The sequence below is a fragment of the Moritella marina ATCC 15381 genome, assembly GCF_008931805.1.
Lineage (GTDB): Bacteria > Pseudomonadota > Gammaproteobacteria > Enterobacterales > Moritellaceae > Moritella > Moritella marina.
The window spans coordinates 1,451,749-1,466,399 of sequence record NZ_CP044399.1 but is presented as its reverse complement, the minus strand read 5'-3'; the positions used below and the strand labels follow the sequence as shown (position 1 = coordinate 1,466,399).

At 38.7% G+C, this 14,651-nt stretch carries 16 protein-coding genes; 6 read left to right on the top strand and 10 right to left on the bottom strand.

All coding sequences use genetic code 11. The features are described from left to right. Positions 1-2: 2 nt before the first annotated feature. Positions 3-1,037 carry an extracellular solute-binding protein gene (locus tag FR932_RS06630; protein ID WP_019440247.1) on the top strand — a complete coding sequence of 345 codons (1,035 nt, stop codon included), beginning with the start codon at positions 3-5 and terminating at the stop codon, positions 1,035-1,037. An 88-nt stretch (positions 1,038-1,125) separates the two neighbouring features. Here FR932_RS06630 and cobB read toward each other — a convergent pair whose 3' ends face one another. Together cobB and FR932_RS06620 are read right to left on the bottom strand one after the other, a co-directional pair. Next, positions 1,126-1,851, bottom strand: a complete 726-nt coding sequence (gene cobB, locus FR932_RS06625) for a Sir2 family NAD+-dependent deacetylase (protein ID WP_019440248.1) — start codon at positions 1,849-1,851, stop codon at positions 1,126-1,128. A gap of 303 nt (positions 1,852-2,154) precedes the next feature. Further along, the gene (locus FR932_RS06620; protein ID WP_019440249.1) at positions 2,155-2,889 is read right to left on the bottom strand and encodes a phasin-related domain-containing protein; all 735 of its coding nucleotides are present in this window, start codon (positions 2,887-2,889) and stop codon (positions 2,155-2,157) included. A gap of 244 nt (positions 2,890-3,133) precedes the next feature. Between FR932_RS06620 and FR932_RS06615 the strand changes: the two genes are divergently transcribed. Both FR932_RS06615 and radA read left to right on the top strand, forming a co-directional pair. After that, positions 3,134-4,360: a threonine/serine exporter family protein gene (locus FR932_RS06615; RefSeq protein ID WP_019440250.1), complete on the top strand. Its 1,227-nt coding sequence runs from the start codon at positions 3,134-3,136 to the stop codon at positions 4,358-4,360. A gap of 96 nt (positions 4,361-4,456) precedes the next feature. Beyond that, on the top strand, positions 4,457-5,851 hold the full coding sequence (radA, locus tag FR932_RS06610) for a DNA repair protein RadA (protein WP_019440251.1): 1,395 nt from the start codon (positions 4,457-4,459) through the stop codon (positions 5,849-5,851). A 147-nt stretch (positions 5,852-5,998) separates the two neighbouring features. On the opposite strand, the gene FR932_RS06605 is transcribed toward radA, so the two are convergent. Genes FR932_RS06605 through FR932_RS06585 form a run of 5 tightly spaced genes read right to left on the bottom strand, consistent with a single transcriptional unit; the run spans position 5,999 to position 8,653 of the window. After that, positions 5,999-6,241: a DUF2492 family protein gene (locus FR932_RS06605; RefSeq protein ID WP_019440252.1), complete on the bottom strand. Its 243-nt coding sequence runs from the start codon at positions 6,239-6,241 to the stop codon at positions 5,999-6,001. Between the two features lie 15 nt (positions 6,242-6,256). Continuing rightward, positions 6,257-6,691, bottom strand: coding sequence for a YcgN family cysteine cluster protein (locus FR932_RS06600; RefSeq protein ID WP_019440253.1), 435 nt, complete (start codon positions 6,689-6,691; stop codon positions 6,257-6,259). A gap of 11 nt (positions 6,692-6,702) precedes the next feature. Continuing rightward, positions 6,703-7,371, bottom strand: a complete 669-nt coding sequence (locus FR932_RS06595) for a fumarylacetoacetate hydrolase family protein (RefSeq protein WP_019440254.1) — start codon at positions 7,369-7,371, stop codon at positions 6,703-6,705. A gap of 4 nt (positions 7,372-7,375) precedes the next feature. Further along, positions 7,376-8,338, bottom strand: a complete 963-nt coding sequence (locus tag FR932_RS06590) for a lytic murein transglycosylase (RefSeq protein ID WP_019440255.1) — start codon at positions 8,336-8,338, stop codon at positions 7,376-7,378. A 36-nt stretch (positions 8,339-8,374) separates the two neighbouring features. Continuing rightward, on the bottom strand, positions 8,375-8,653 hold the full coding sequence (locus FR932_RS06585) for a YcgL domain-containing protein (RefSeq protein WP_019440256.1): 279 nt from the start codon (positions 8,651-8,653) through the stop codon (positions 8,375-8,377). A gap of 128 nt (positions 8,654-8,781) precedes the next feature. Here FR932_RS06585 and minC point away from each other — a divergent pair, with 128 nt between their 5' ends. The 3 genes from minC to minE are packed head-to-tail and all read left to right on the top strand — an operon-like array spanning position 8,782 to position 10,588. Beyond that, positions 8,782-9,498, top strand: a complete 717-nt coding sequence (minC, locus tag FR932_RS06580; RefSeq protein ID WP_019440257.1) for a septum site-determining protein MinC — start codon at positions 8,782-8,784, stop codon at positions 9,496-9,498. Between the two features lie 15 nt (positions 9,499-9,513). After that, positions 9,514-10,323 (top strand): septum site-determining protein MinD, encoded by an 810-nt coding sequence (gene minD, locus FR932_RS06575; protein WP_019440258.1) that lies wholly within the window; start codon positions 9,514-9,516, stop codon positions 10,321-10,323. Position 10,324: 1 nt separating this feature from the next. Continuing rightward, on the top strand, positions 10,325-10,588 hold the full coding sequence (gene minE, locus FR932_RS06570) for a cell division topological specificity factor MinE (protein ID WP_019440259.1): 264 nt from the start codon (positions 10,325-10,327) through the stop codon (positions 10,586-10,588). A gap of 62 nt (positions 10,589-10,650) precedes the next feature. Here minE and rnd read toward each other — a convergent pair whose 3' ends face one another. From rnd to FR932_RS06555, 3 genes are all read right to left on the bottom strand, one after another. Then, positions 10,651-11,781, bottom strand: coding sequence for a ribonuclease D (gene rnd / locus FR932_RS06565; RefSeq protein WP_019440260.1), 1,131 nt, complete (start codon positions 11,779-11,781; stop codon positions 10,651-10,653). A 108-nt stretch (positions 11,782-11,889) separates the two neighbouring features. Continuing rightward, positions 11,890-13,545, bottom strand: coding sequence for a long-chain-fatty-acid--CoA ligase FadD (gene fadD / locus FR932_RS06560; RefSeq protein WP_019440261.1), 1,656 nt, complete (start codon positions 13,543-13,545; stop codon positions 11,890-11,892). A 229-nt stretch (positions 13,546-13,774) separates the two neighbouring features. Continuing rightward, the gene (locus tag FR932_RS06555) at positions 13,775-14,650 is read right to left on the bottom strand and encodes an alpha/beta fold hydrolase (RefSeq protein WP_019440262.1); all 876 of its coding nucleotides are present in this window, start codon (positions 14,648-14,650) and stop codon (positions 13,775-13,777) included. Position 14,651: the final 1 nt, after the last annotated feature.

The following is a 14,651-nucleotide window of genomic DNA, read 5'->3' as shown; positions in this document are numbered from 1 at the left end:
ACATGTTTAAAACAACAGTAAAATGCTTTGCAGCTGCCCTACTTTTTAGTAGCTCTGCTTACGCGACAACTATCAATTTTTATAATTGGTCTGAATATATCCCTCCGGGTCTATTATCTCGATTCACTGAAGAAACTGGGATTAAAGTTGTATATTCAACTTACGAATCGAATGAATCTATGTATGCTAAATTAAAGACATACGATAAAAATGGTTATGACTTGGTTGTACCTTCAACTTACTTCATCAGTAAAATGACAAAAGAAGGCATGCTTCAAGAAATTGATCATAAGAAATTATCGAACTACGCAAACTTAGACCCTGCTTTATTGAACAAAGAATATGATTTAGGTAACCGTTATAGCATTCCATATATCTGGGGCGCTACCGGTATGGGTGTGAACACAGCAGATATTGAACTGGCATCTATCACCAGCTGGACTGATTTATGGGATCCAAAATGGGAAGGTCAGTTATTATTAACAGATGATGCACGTGAGATCTTCCACATGGCATTAAAGATCCAAGGTCACTCGGCGAATACACAAGATCCTGCTGAATTAGCTCAAGCGTATGAGTTACTAAAGAAGTTAATGCCTAACGTGCTGGTATTTAACTCTGACACGCCAGCTAACCCTTATATTGCCGGTGAAGTAGAGTTTGGCATGATCTGGAACGGCAGTACCTATATGGCGCAGCAAGAAGATAGCGACATTACGATGGTATACCCTAAAGAAGGCGCCGTGTTCTGGATGGACAGCTTAGCTATTCCTAAAAACGCTAAAAATGTGGATGCTGTACATAAGCTCATCGACTTCTTATTACGTCCAGAAGTTGCAGCTGAAGTCGCATTAGAAATTGGTTATCCAACACCTAACCGTGCTGCTAAAAAGCTTCTACCGAAGTCGTTTACTGACAACAAAATAGTATTCCCAGATGCTGAAACCATTGCTAACGGTGAGTTCCATTCAGATGTCGGTGAAGCGAACATCATATATGAACGTTACTTCGAAAAACTAAAAGCACAAAACATGTAATATCTTTTCTGTCGTATGAAAAGAAAGAGTAAATAATAAAAAGGTGCATTTTATGCACCTTTTTTGATCAAATTAATAAATCATATTTTTAGAAAAATTGTTTATCGCGAGCCATTAACTCTTCAACCAATTCTCTTACTTCTTCTGTCGCTTTACCTACTCGATGCTCTTTAAAATTATCAGAGATATGGGTGGCATCAAGATTGATTTCGATCGTGTGCGCGCATGCTTTATTCGCTTCATTAACGAAGTCAGCCGCAGGATAAACAGATCCAGATGTGCCAATGGCAATAAAAAGATCGGCATCACTCAATGCTTTGTAGATATCATTCATAAAGAGGGGCATTTCGTTAAACCACACAACATGCGGACGCAGGTTGCCCTGCACTTTACAGCATGGACATTTCAACGTTTTACTCAATTGCTTATACGAGAACAATTTTTGAGTTTTTTCGCAGCGTGCTTTGACTAATTCGCCATGCATATGAATGATACTGTGTGCACCACCTCGTTCATGCAGGTTATCGATATTCTGGGTAACGATCGTGACACTACCGGTATAATTCTTTTGTAATTCAGCCAATGCGACATGTGCATCATTTGGTTGAATACTTGGCAAGGATAATTGGTTAAACCTTTGATTATAAAAACTATAAACTAACTCAGGATCTCTACGGTAACCGTCTAGAGTTGCTATGTCATCAATATGATGTTTAGCCCATAAACCATCACTTGCACGGAATGTCTCAATACCGGACTCAGCTGAAATACCAGAACCAGTGAGGATGACTATGTTGTTATAGGTGTCAAACATTTAACTTCTCTTTATTATAATACGTAGATTAACCTTACCATTTTTGTGTCTTTGAGGCACGGTGAAATGACTGTTTAAGTCGATTAATTTGTGTAATGTGATACGTATTTAAATTTGCTATAGGGATGATTATAAACAATAAAGCAGCTGATACTAAGCCTTGCAGTCAACATGAATAGAAATGTAATGAGGGATAGTACTGATGAATGGCAGTAGTTAAAATCATAAACAGATTGAGGCGAGTTTAATAACCGCTACAATCTGTTTATTTATATTACAGTACTTAAATTAAAGTCACTTAAATTACTTTTTCTTTGCGACTGTTTTTTTTACACGACGATTTGATACTTTTTTAGTCGTTGGCTTAACAGCTACGATTTTTTCAGCTACTTCTGTCGCTTCAACGACAACAGGTTTCGCCACCGCTTTTACTGCATTCGTCACACTTTCGACAACTGGCGCTGCTTGAGTTACAACATCAGACACGGCATCAGCCGCTTTTTCAACAACTGGTGCAGATTGCTTTACTGCCTCAGATACAGCTTCAGCAACATTCTCTACTACAGACGTTACTTCAGCTGCAACGGCTGTCACTTTTTCTGTCACTGCAACTTCAACATTAGCGATCACTTCTTGTACAGCTTCGACTTCCGCAGCTGCATCTACTGGCTGCTGTTTAGCGTCAGCCAATGCAAGTTCGATTTGCTCTATTTTATTAATAATATTATCAAATGCATTCGCATCGATATGCGTCAAACTTGTTACTGCGCTATGTACTTTGCCCTGTAATGCATCTGTAGCATTCTGGCTTGCAGATGCCAATTTATCTTTTTGAGTCGAGAATGTCAGCGTTGTCTCGTCTTCTAATTTGCGGCCTCGCTCAACAAGTTCATCAAAGATTGACTGGCTTTTTGTCACAGTGTTCGATGCAGATTCATAACCTTTATCATAGGCACCTAGACCAGCTAGCCAGATATTACGTGTAATTTGATCTTTAGCAGACCATACTTGTTTTGCTGCAGTAATTACTTTAGACATAAATAACCCTTTTTGAAGCCACTAATACAATATAAATTTTATAACGCATATATTATCGAGGTAAATTAGAAGATACATTCCAAAGTTTCAGATACCTAACCTAGCTCTCTCCCTTAAAATAACTTCATCACATAGCCCCCCATAATTAATTTCAATTTATTTAAAAATATTCAACAATTTAGCTAACAAATTAACTTAAATAGAACTAAAATAAACATCCTTTTGTACTTTCCAGAATATAACTATGCACAGTCAAACTTATAAACTGCAAATCAATTTTATTATTAAACTTGGACTTGCATTACATCGTTGCGGCGCAACGAGTTACCGAATTGAAAATCACCTAATGAATTTGGCTAAATTCTGGAATATTGAAGCAAGTTTTCTTGTTACACCAACGGCTTTTACCTTCATTTTTTCAAGTAACCCTGATGATCAACACACACATATTGTACGGGTTCAGCCATCTGGCAATGATCTTGGTAAATTAGCAGCGATCGATGAAATCGTTGAAAAGGTAGTTGACTCGCAAGTCACACTCGACCAAGCAATGGAACTATTAATCGAGGCTAAACAACAGCCTAGTTTTTATGGTGTCAAAACGGAAGCGCTAGGTTGGTGTGTCACCGGTGGTGCGTTTGCAATGCTGTTGTCCTCTTCAAGCTTAGATATAATTAGCTCGTTCCTATTCTCGTTCTTAGTCTTTATCTTATACAAATTATCGGCAAACTCACCCCGACTCGCATCGATTGTAGAGTTTTTCGCCCCATTTATTTCAGCCATATTAGCGTGTTTCATTGCTAGTCTCGATATACATATCAACGTCCCGTTTGTCATCTTGTCATCGGTGATCATTTTCATTCCAGGCTTGGCACTAACGGTCGCGTTAAGTGAAATAGTCAATAAAGATTTAGTCTCAGGTACATCAAAGTTAGTTGATGCTACGATGCTATTATTCAAACTTTATTTTGGGGCGTTATTAGGTATCACTATAGGTAACTTAATCTGGACACTTGACCCACTTGTTTTAGATATGAGCTATGCCCTCCCTGATTGGAAAAACTACATCGCTGTTGTCACGCTGTCTACAGGCCTCGTAGTGGCCTTTAATGTGCATAAATCAGATATGCTTTGGGGCATTGCAGCCGGGCTTATCGCCTATGTGGTGAGTACTGTAGCTGCACAATATCTAGGCTTTACGCTTGGTACCTTTGTTGGATCATTTGCAGCCGGTTTATTTAGTAATATTTATGCCATTATTAAAAACAGACCAGCATCAATTGTATTAATACAAGGTATCGTCTTGTTAGTACCTGGTAGTCGTACCTATATGGATTTAAACACTTATATATCCGGGCATGAAATAATAAATAACATCAATGACAGTGGTTTTGTCTTTATGATCTTCATTGCGATCCTTGCGGGCATGATTTTAGCGAATGCTGTTTTACCTGCGAAGAAAAGTTTGTAATGTAATCAGCTCTCCTTAATAACTGTATATACATCCATGTACTCATGCTATCATTATGGCATGAGTATTTTTTTATAGTTAAATTGTAGTTAAATCATGGCTAAAACACCTAAAACTAAAGTAAGTTTCCTCTGTTCTGAATGTGGCGCTAATTTTCCGCGCTGGCAAGGACAATGTAATGCCTGTAAAGCTTGGAATACCCTCGCTGAATTTAAAGAAGCCAGCCTACCAAGTCAGCAGCGCATGATTGCATCCCAAGGTGGTTACGCTGGAACGCTCGGTAACACCGTTAAAAAGATGTCTGAAGTATCACATGTTGAATTAAACAAGATTGATACTCAGATAGGTGAATTAGACCGCGTGCTCGGTAACGGCCTCACAGTAGGTTCAATCGTGCTAATCTCTGGTGACCCTGGTGCAGGTAAAACAACGATACTCACTCAGCTGTGCGCAAACTTAAGTAAACAAATGGTTTCCATGTATTGCACCGCCGAAGAAAGTCTTGAGCAATTCAAAAGTCGTGCAATTGAACGTTTGAAGATCGATTTCATTGAAGATAACTTGCTACTGATGTCTGAATACATAGTGTCAAACATCATGGAACGCGCGCTAGAGGCGAAAGTTAAATTCCTTATCATTGACTCGATTCAAGCACTTGAAAGCGAACATTGTAACGGCAGCGCGGGTTCTGTTAGCCAAGTAAAAGGTTGCGCGCAGGAGTTAAGCAGATTTTCCAAACAACACGGTATTACCTTGATCATTATTGGTCACGTGACAAAAGGCAGTGATCTAGCGGGTCCTAAGACCTTAGAGCATATTGTTGATACCCTGCTCCACATTGAAGTTAACGACAGTATTATTCGAACTATCCGTGCGAGTAAAAACCGTTTTGGTGACGTTGACCAAGTTGGTATCTTCCAGATGCACAGTAAAGGTATGTTGTCGGTGGATAACCCAAGTAAGTTGTTCCTATCAGGTGCTGACGAAAATGTTGCCGGCTCTGCGATTACCTGTATTCGCGATGGTAATCGTAACTTGCTACTCGAAGTACAGTGCTTAGTGTCAGAATGTGAAGCTGAAAATCAACAACGTGTCAGTATTGGCCTGAGCTTTAACCGTCTTAAAATGATCACTGCAGTGCTGCGTAAACACGGACGTATTAAATTGTTTCATGACGTCTACGTTAACTTAGTAGGTGGTCTGAAATTACCCGAAACGGATACCAGTGCTGATTTAGCCATCGCAGCATCCCTTATTAGTTCGCTAAATGACAAGGAAATGTCCCGTAAACATTGTTTTATGGGTGAGATTTCGTTAAGCGGTGAAGTAAGACCGATTAATGGTGGTGTGCCACGTGTAAACGAAGCGATTAAGCATGGCTTTGAGGTGATATATATTCCAAAGGCTAATTATCACAAATCGATGGAAGTAAATGGCGCTAAAATAATACAAATTGAAAAGATCGGTGATTTGTTAGAAGCCCTTAACTAGCTAACTGCTAATTGATGAAATCTAATGCTTTGATGAAGGTTCGTCTAAGCGTTAGAGTTAACGTCGGCGGTCTAAGTAGTAGGATCACTATTGCATGATGGTCTAATTTCAAAGGTAAAAATAAGGGACAACACATGTCCCTTATTTTTAGTTTTTTTTACAACCACAACTTGTTTGAGCAGTTAAAATACCATCTGACTCGACAATACGACCTTTCGTCATCATATTTACTAAGATTTGGTTTTTATTCATGCCTTTAACTTTGCATGTATGGAATAAATTGAGTGGGTACGCTTGCGTGATTAATGCAAGTAACGCCACTTCACTCATACCAGCTGGCGTTGCTGCTAATAGTGCAACAACTTCTCTACCGTGAACAGATTCAGACATATCATTCCCAAAAAGTTATAATTTAAACGTAATAATATGATCTTCTAAATCACCAGCTTGTGATTCAGCAACCGCCTTACCACGAATTGAATACCCTAATTTGTGCATCTCTGATTGGCTGCCAGTCAGTAGTGGATGCCATTCTGGTATATCATTGCCTTCTAAAAGACGCTTGTAAGCACATGTTTCAGGTAACCAGTGAAATGCCTCAATGTCATCAAGTGTGACTTTAAAGCAGTCTGAAACGTATTTAAATCGCTTTTCATATTTCTTACAGCGACATGTTTTCGTGTTTAATAGTTCACAAGCAACATTGGTAAAATGAATTTCTTCTGATTCATCTTCAATTATTTTATGTAAACAACACTTACCACATCCATCGCAGAGTGATTCCCATTCTGCTTCTGTCATTTTAGCGAGTGTTTTAGTCTGCCAAAATTTTTCAACCATGTAATTAATCTCTAAATGAACTTGCAGCCGAACTTATAACGGTTTGCTAGTGTTAATGCAAGCTTATCGCCAGAATTTAACACCCCGACACCCGCTGGCGTACCTGTTAATACTATATCCCCAGGTAACAAGGTAAAGCATGATGTAATTTCAGTTAACAATGACTCTATCGAACGCATCATATTTGCAGTACACCCCTGCTGTCGAACCTGTTTATTAACCGTTAACGTAAAGTCAATATTATTCAGGTCGTCAAATTCAGCAAACGGTACAAAGGACGATATCGGACAGGCTTTATCGAATGCTTTAGCTCTTTCCCAAGGATGCCCTTGGGACTTTAGTGACGCTTGTAAATCACGTAAAGTAAGATCAAGCCCTAAGCCAACACCCCAAATTAATTCTGCAAGCACAATTGGTGTACCTTTGGTAATAGGCGACTTAATTAATAACGCCAACTCTAGCTCATTGTGACACCCACCTAAATTAACAGGTAGTGGTAACGGTTTATCCAGTGCAACTAATGATGTTGCAGGCTTGATAAACAGTAAAGCTTGTTCTGGTACCTCATTACCAAGCTCACGTATGTGATCAAGGTAATTACGGCCAATACAGACAATTTTGCCAACAGGCAGTGATAATTTGTCGTTATTTAGTGCTTGGTGCTGATAAAGCGTGTCCATCTTTTCAATCCCTGAATTTAATTGCGTCTGATAAATGCGCTACCGATGTAGCAAAATAATCTGACCGGTTCCAACGCATAATACTTTTATAGTTGTTATAAGCTAAGTATGCGCGTCCTTTCACGCCGTCCGGCATGACAAGTGATGCATCAAGATCAACATTTGGTAAAGACTTCCCTTCAAATGTTCTGATCCCTAAATCTTGCCACTCAGCTAATTTCTTGGTCACTTTCAATCCAGATATATCTGCATCGTAGTTCGCAGGTAATTTAACTTGGCGACCCCAAGTATAAGTGTCATCCCAATTAGCTTGTTTTAGATAATTTGCTGCAGATGCCAAAGCGTCTTCTTTGCTATTCCAAATATCCTTTTTACCATCGTTATTATAATCGATCGCATAGGCATTAAATGAAGATGGCATGAACTGTACTTGCCCCATTGCTCCAGCCCACGAACCTTTCATATTCTCGGTAGTGATGTGACCTTCATCTATAATTTTTAAGGCCGCGAATAATTCTTTTTTAAAGAATGCTTCACGTCGACCATCATAGGCAAGTGTCGCTAATGCCGATAACGTAGAGAAATTGCCAGTGTAATTACCGAAATTTGTTTCAACGCCCCACAACGCGATAATAAAGCGTGGTTGAACCCCAAAGTCTTTGCCTATGCGCTGTAAAAGCTCAATATTTTCGTCATAGTGCTTACGAGCTACAGCAATTTTCCATTTAGGAACGGCTCTTGGGATATAAGCATCGAGGGTTATTTTTTTACGTTCAGGCTGCGCTTTATCGTGCGCAATGGTCTTTTCGCGGTATTTAATCGAAGCAAATGCATCGTCAAGAGTTTCCGAGCTCAACCCTAGCGTCTCAGATTCCGTTCGTAAGGTAGATAAATACTCATCAAATGTCGGTTTAGCTGATACCGCTGATGTACTTAAAGCAAATAATACTAATCCTGCTAATTTCATTTTATCTCCTTATAATACATTTAGATAATGATGCTATTATTTATTACTATCACGCCACGCTTTGTATTCAACTAAGTGATCAACTGGCGGAGGCGGCATTTGTAAATAAAAGCCTTTTGTCGTTAGATCTTCTAGCACCAATTTTGAATCAGCAAACGCTAAAGAACGTGTTTCTGTTAAATTCATGGTTACAACTAACTTAGGTTGACCGAACATTCCCATTAAAGTTTCAGGAACTTGGCTAAAATCGTCGCGACGGGAGATAAATAAATACATCCCTTCTTTTTTATTTGTTTTATATATTGAACAAAGCATTGCGTTTCTCTTAAGTTATAAACTTGCCTATTTTACGAGTAAAATATAACATGGCATAATGATTTATCTAAGTGCTATAACGATAAATACTAAAACAGGCATAAAAACTAAGCAATCAGGAAATATCCATGGCAGAACAGTCAATCAAATTTAAAGGGACTAGCTTTACGCTTTCGGTCATTCATATCGAAAATGATGCGGCAATGGTTAATCTTCACACCTTTATTGCTGATAAAGTAAGTCAAGCGCCTGCATTCTTTAAATCTGCACCGGTTGTTGTGAATGTCGCCAACTTAGCTGAAGACATTGATTTTTTTACAATCCAGCAGGTTATTACGCAAAACGGCATGAACTTAGTTGGTATTGAAGGCTGCCAAACGGCAGAACAAAAATTAGTAGTGCGTGAGGCTGGGCTTTCAGTTATATCAAATACGGCCAAAAATACCGCAACTAAACTGGTACCGGCGGCTCAAATTAAGCCAGAAGTACAGACTGTCATTGTTGAAAAGTCGGTAACAAAAACAGTTGTACATAAAGGGCAGATACGCTCTGGCCAACAAATTTATGCACAGGACGCATCCTTAACTATCCTTGGTAATATCAGCGCAGGTGCTGAAGTTATTGCTGATGGCTCTATTCATATTTATGGCGCGTTACGTGGACGTGCTATTGCGGGTGCTAAAGGTGACGATAGCGCCCAGATTTTTTGTAATAAATTAGACCCCGAATTATTGTCAATTAATGGCACTTATATTTTAAGCGATGCAGTACAAGCTGAATTTTTAAATAAACAAGCTCAGATAAATTGCATAAATAACAAATTAGAAATTACAAAGTTCGATTAAATTCAAGGAATTAAAATGGCTGAAATTATTGTCGTAACATCCGGTAAAGGTGGCGTAGGTAAAACAACAACCAGCGCTGCGATTGCTACTGGACTCGCAATGCAAGGGAAAAGAACTGTTGTTATCGATTTCGATATCGGTTTACGTAATTTAGACTTAATCATGGGCTGTGAACGCCGTGTTGTGTATGACTTTGTAAATGTGATCAACGGTGAAGCAAATTTATCTCAAGCATTAATTAAAGATAAACGTGTAGATAACCTGTATATCTTACCGGCTTCACAAACACGTGATAAAGACGCGCTAACAAAAGAAGGTGTTGGCAAGATTTTAGACCAACTTGCAGAAAATCATGACTACATTGTCTGTGATTCACCGGCAGGCATCGAAGCTGGTGCAATGATGGCCTTATACTTTGCAGATATTGCTATTATCACGACAAACCCTGAAGTCTCTTCTGTGCGCGATTCAGACCGTATTATCGGCATGTTACAAAGCCGTTCTCGACGAGCAGAGCTTGCTCTTGAACCAATAAAAGAACACCTGCTTATTACTCGCTATGTGCCAGAACGCGTGGAACGTGGTGATATGTTAAGTGTTGAAAACATTACCGAGATTTTAGCTGTGCCACTTGCAGGTGTCATTCCTGAATCAAGCGCAGTACTTAAAGCGTCAAATAGTGGTCAACCTGTGATCTTGGACACTGAAAGTGATGCTGGCCAAGCTTATGCTGATACGGTAGCAAGAATCTTAGGCGAAGAACGCGAATTTCGTTTTCTGACAGTTGAGAAGAAAGGCTTTTTAAGCAGAATTTTTGGAGGTTAAAATGGCGTTACTTGATTATTTTCGTTCATCTAAACCGAACGTAACATCAGCTAATCTAGCGAAGGACCGTTTACAGATTATTGTTGCACATGAACGTAGCTTACGTGACAGCACTCCTGATTATCTACCGCAACTTAAGCTAGATATCCTTGAAGTGATTAAAAAATATGTAGCAGTAACGTCCGATCAAGTTAATGTACAACTTGATCAACGAGATAACAACCTATCAGTATTAGAGTTGAATGTGACTCTGCCTGATAAATAGCGATATGGTAAGCGCACAATAAAATGTGCGCTTACTTTATTTAGGCTTAACTTGTTTTAATACTATTTATCAGCCATCAAATGTTCGAACAACATATTGCCAATTAGCTCTGCACGCCAATTACATAACATGATAGGTTTAACCCCTACTTCACGCTGTTCATCCGTTAACTCCCAACACCAGCTTAATAGTTCATTAATGATTTTCTTAGAACCAATTAATTCTGCCGGAATATTGGTTTTCTCCGCAACAATGGCTATTTTATTACGCATAGCTTGAACAATTTTTTTGTAGCCAGGCTGATCCGAGATACGGGTTAATGGTGCGGGTAACTCATTATCAGCGAGTTGTGCAGTTTGCTTCACTATTTCAAGAATCTGCTTACCGTGACGTTTAATTTCGATTGGCAATAATTCAATCTTATTTAAGTCTCGTAGCGATTTTGGCTGTTGTTTTGCCACTTCGAGAAGGTGCGCTTCTTTAACAACAAAATTAATCGCCATATCACGATTAACCGCATTGTTTTCACGCCACTCTCCTAGCGCTTGTAAAGTTGCAAGTTGACGAGGTGGTAGAAATGATGCGTTCTTGAACTGCTTATACACTGTGCTAGGTTGTTTCTTTTCTGACTTACGACGACGCAAGTTATCTAGCTCTTGTAGGTAGTAATCATAATAACCTAACTCAACAAGCTTCGCTTTTAGCTCATTCCAGCAAGGCAATAAATGATATACATCAGCCGCTGCATAACTTAACTGTTTTTCTGTTAATGGTCGTGCTAACCAATTAGAGCGAGACTCACCTTTGTCTAAGGTGATACTTTGGAATTCAGATACCAAGCCGCCAAAGCCAAGAGAAGAACCGAGCCCACTGAATGCTGCTGCGATTTGGGTATCGTGGAAAAAGTCAGGGATTTTATTCGCTACCGTCTTAAATACATCAAGGTCTTCAGAACAGGCGTGAAGCACAACAGGTTGACGGTCAAGAAGTTGCCATAATGTGCTTAGGTCATCAACGGCAAGTGGATCAACTAAATATGTTTCAGTACCATTGTAAAGCTGAAACAATCCAAGAATTGGGTAATAAGTACGCTGTCTGATAAATTCAGTGTCGATTGCTAAAACTTCAACATCCGCACATTGAGTTATCATTTTCTGCAATGTTATTTGATCTTCAACTAAAATATATTCCACTTATAACCTCAAAAAAAAGCCACTTTCTTAAAATTTAGAAAGTGGCTCAATTTTAGCTAAATATATTACTAATTATAAGTGTTTTATGACTTTAAATTAGATAAATTATTAATCACGCAGCTCACGACGTAATATTTTACCTACATTACTCTTAGGTAACTCATCACGGAATTCAATAATACGTGGTACTTTGTATGCAGTGAGGTGTTCACGGCAATGCGCAACAATTTCTTCTTTCGAAATTTCACCTTTTTTAACAACAAAGATTTTAACAGTTTCACCTGACGACTCATGCGGTACACCGATTGCAGCAGCTTCAAGGATATTGTCATTTAGTGTTAGCACATCTTCAATTTCATTTGGGAAAACGTTAAAGCCAGAAACAAGGATCATGTCTTTCTTACGGTCGACAATATAGAAAAAACCATCTTCATCCATACGTGCAATATCACCAGTGTTTAACCAGCCATCAGTGATCACGTCAGCTGTTTCTTGTGGACGCTGCCAATAGCCTTGCATCACTTGAGGGCCACGTACTTGCATTTCACCTACAGCACCCGGTTTAGTCAGTACGCCACCTTCATCATCAATGATGCGAACATCTGTTGATGAAACAGGTAAACCAATTGAACCGTTATATTCATGCAGGTCGTATGGATTTACTGTTACCAATGGTGAGCACTCAGTTAAACCATAACCTTCAAGTAAATGACAACCCGTTATCTTCTTCCACTTTTCAGCAACTGAACGTTGAACAGCCATGCCGCCACCGACAGAAAGTTTTAACGCCGAGAAATCAACTTTAGCAAACGTATCATCATTAACCAGTGCATTAAATAGTGTATTAACACCTGTAATAGCTGTTGGTTTATGATCATCAATTTCTTTAATTAACGCCGGAAGATCACGTGGGTTGGTAATAAGAATATTTTTACCACCGCCCAAGAAGAATAATAAGCCGTTTACTGTTAATGCAAATACATGATAAAGCGGTAACGCTGTGATCACGGTTTCAGTACCAGGGTCAATGATACTACCGTAAGCGCCTTGTGCTTGTAATACATTAGCTAGCATATTTTTATGCGTTAATACGGCACCTTTTGAAACGCCAGTTGTGCCACCGGTATATTGAAGAAAAGCAATGTCATCAAAACCCGTTTCAACTTTATTAAACGGCAATGAACGTCCTTTATTCAATACGCGGTTAAACGGGATCGCATTTGGTAAGTTAAATTTAGGCACCATTTTTTTCACATACTTAACGACTAAGTTTGTGATCGCACCTTTAACAGGAGAGAAAAGATCGCCTAATTGCGTTAAGATCACGTGTTCAACAGGTGAGTCTTCAATGACTTTTTCTAATACACTAGCGAAGTTAGAAATGATAACAATCGCTTTTGCGCCGGAGTCGTTTAACTGATGTTTTAACTCGCGTGGTGTATATAAAGGATTTACATTAACAATAACCATACCAGCTCGTAGCACACCAAATAACGCAATTGGGTATTGAAGCAAGTTCGGCATCATTAACGCGACACGGTCGCCTTTATTTAACTTAAGCTCGTTTTGAAGGTAAGCAGCGAAAGCGCGAGATTTCTCTTCGATTTCACCATAAGTCAATGAACAGCCCATATTTACATATGCAGGGTTGTCTGCAAAATTTTGCACTGTTTGATCGAATATATCGTTTAAAGAACGAAATGAACCAAAGTCAATCTCAGCGGGAACATTTTCCGGGTATCTCTTTAACCAAACCTTTTCCACCTTACACTCCTTTTTATTTACTTTGTAATTTTACAAAACAACGTCGGTATTATTAATCCCTTAATAATAACTAATTGCTATTGATGAAATTATTTATTGTGAACAGATCTTAATTGATTAACACTCAATTAACAAATGAAATATCGACATTACCTGTTTATTTAAATCTTCATAATTTAGAATTAGATAACAAATGCTCTATTTTTGTTTGTTTAACGAACCATTATATTTAATTATTAACAAATTTAACGATAGCCGTTGCAGTTTCTGTCGGATTATCCATGTGTACATGATGTCCGCCAGATACTTCTACGCGAGTAAAGTTTACTCTGTTAAATATGTCTTTTTCCAGCGTCTTTGTAATCAGTGGAAAGCCATCACTACCAAAAATTATTAAACAAGCCGTTGAAATGGAAGATAAAATATCAATCACTTGCAACTCTGTCAAACGAACTAAAGATCGTATTTTCAATTTCTGGTCTGAACGAAAAATAACATCACCATTATATGTTGTTAAATTTCTGTTACAAATTAGCGCCGCATTGTCTTCATTTAAATCTGAAACAAGACAACGTGCTTTGATTATCTTACTCAAGGTTAAAGCATTACTTCTACGTTTAGTACTTTGCTTGATCTTGCTATTATAAATAGCCCGACTTTCAATACCTTTACGCAATTGGCTCACTGTTTCGTCTGCTTTTGCTGAAATAGCGCCCAAACCTTCGACAAGTACAATCTGTTTTACAAGCTCTGGAAAAGCAGCTGCAAAAATTGAAGTAATCATCGCCCCCATTGAATGACCGATGATACTCACAGGCCCCCAGTTTTGGCTTGTAACAATTTGGTATAGATCATCCACCCACTCAATAAAATTATAATGGCCTATTTTATGTGTAGAAAGTCCATGCCCAGGTAAATCTATTGCAATTAGCTGATAAGGTAATGAGCCATCGGCTAGTTGCGTTAATAAATTGTCAGCTAAAGGAACAAAACTAGCGGCATTATCTAACCAACCATGGACAGCTAATAACACAGGTTTCGTGCTATCGCCCCATTGCAAGCCAGCAATAATGCTACCATTAACCTCTATACTAACTTTATTCATT

Bases quoted from the DNA above. Each gene is read 5' to 3' on its own strand.
- FR932_RS06630 (WP_019440247.1), top strand. From the start codon at position 3: ATGTTTAAAACAACAGTAAAATGCTTTGCAGCTGCCCTACTTTTTAGT.
- cobB (WP_019440248.1), bottom strand. From the start codon at position 1,851: ATGTTTGACACCTATAACAACATAGTCATCCTCACTGGTTCTGGTATT.
- FR932_RS06620 (WP_019440249.1), bottom strand. From the start codon at position 2,889: ATGTCTAAAGTAATTACTGCAGCAAAACAAGTATGGTCTGCTAAAGAT.
- FR932_RS06615 (WP_019440250.1), top strand. From the start codon at position 3,134: ATGCACAGTCAAACTTATAAACTGCAAATCAATTTTATTATTAAACTT.
- radA (WP_019440251.1), top strand. From the start codon at position 4,457: ATGGCTAAAACACCTAAAACTAAAGTAAGTTTCCTCTGTTCTGAATGT.
- FR932_RS06605 (WP_019440252.1), bottom strand. From the start codon at position 6,241: ATGTCTGAATCTGTTCACGGTAGAGAAGTTGTTGCACTATTAGCAGCA.
- FR932_RS06600 (WP_019440253.1), bottom strand. From the start codon at position 6,691: ATGGTTGAAAAATTTTGGCAGACTAAAACACTCGCTAAAATGACAGAA.
- FR932_RS06595 (WP_019440254.1), bottom strand. From the start codon at position 7,371: ATGGACACGCTTTATCAGCACCAAGCACTAAATAACGACAAATTATCA.
- FR932_RS06590 (WP_019440255.1), bottom strand. From the start codon at position 8,338: ATGAAATTAGCAGGATTAGTATTATTTGCTTTAAGTACATCAGCGGTA.
- FR932_RS06585 (WP_019440256.1), bottom strand. From the start codon at position 8,653: ATGCTTTGTTCAATATATAAAACAAATAAAAAAGAAGGGATGTATTTA.
- minC (WP_019440257.1), top strand. From the start codon at position 8,782: ATGGCAGAACAGTCAATCAAATTTAAAGGGACTAGCTTTACGCTTTCG.
- minD (WP_019440258.1), top strand. From the start codon at position 9,514: ATGGCTGAAATTATTGTCGTAACATCCGGTAAAGGTGGCGTAGGTAAA.
- minE (WP_019440259.1), top strand. From the start codon at position 10,325: ATGGCGTTACTTGATTATTTTCGTTCATCTAAACCGAACGTAACATCA.
- FR932_RS06555 (WP_019440262.1), bottom strand. From the start codon at position 14,650: ATGAATAAAGTTAGTATAGAGGTTAATGGTAGCATTATTGCTGGCTTG.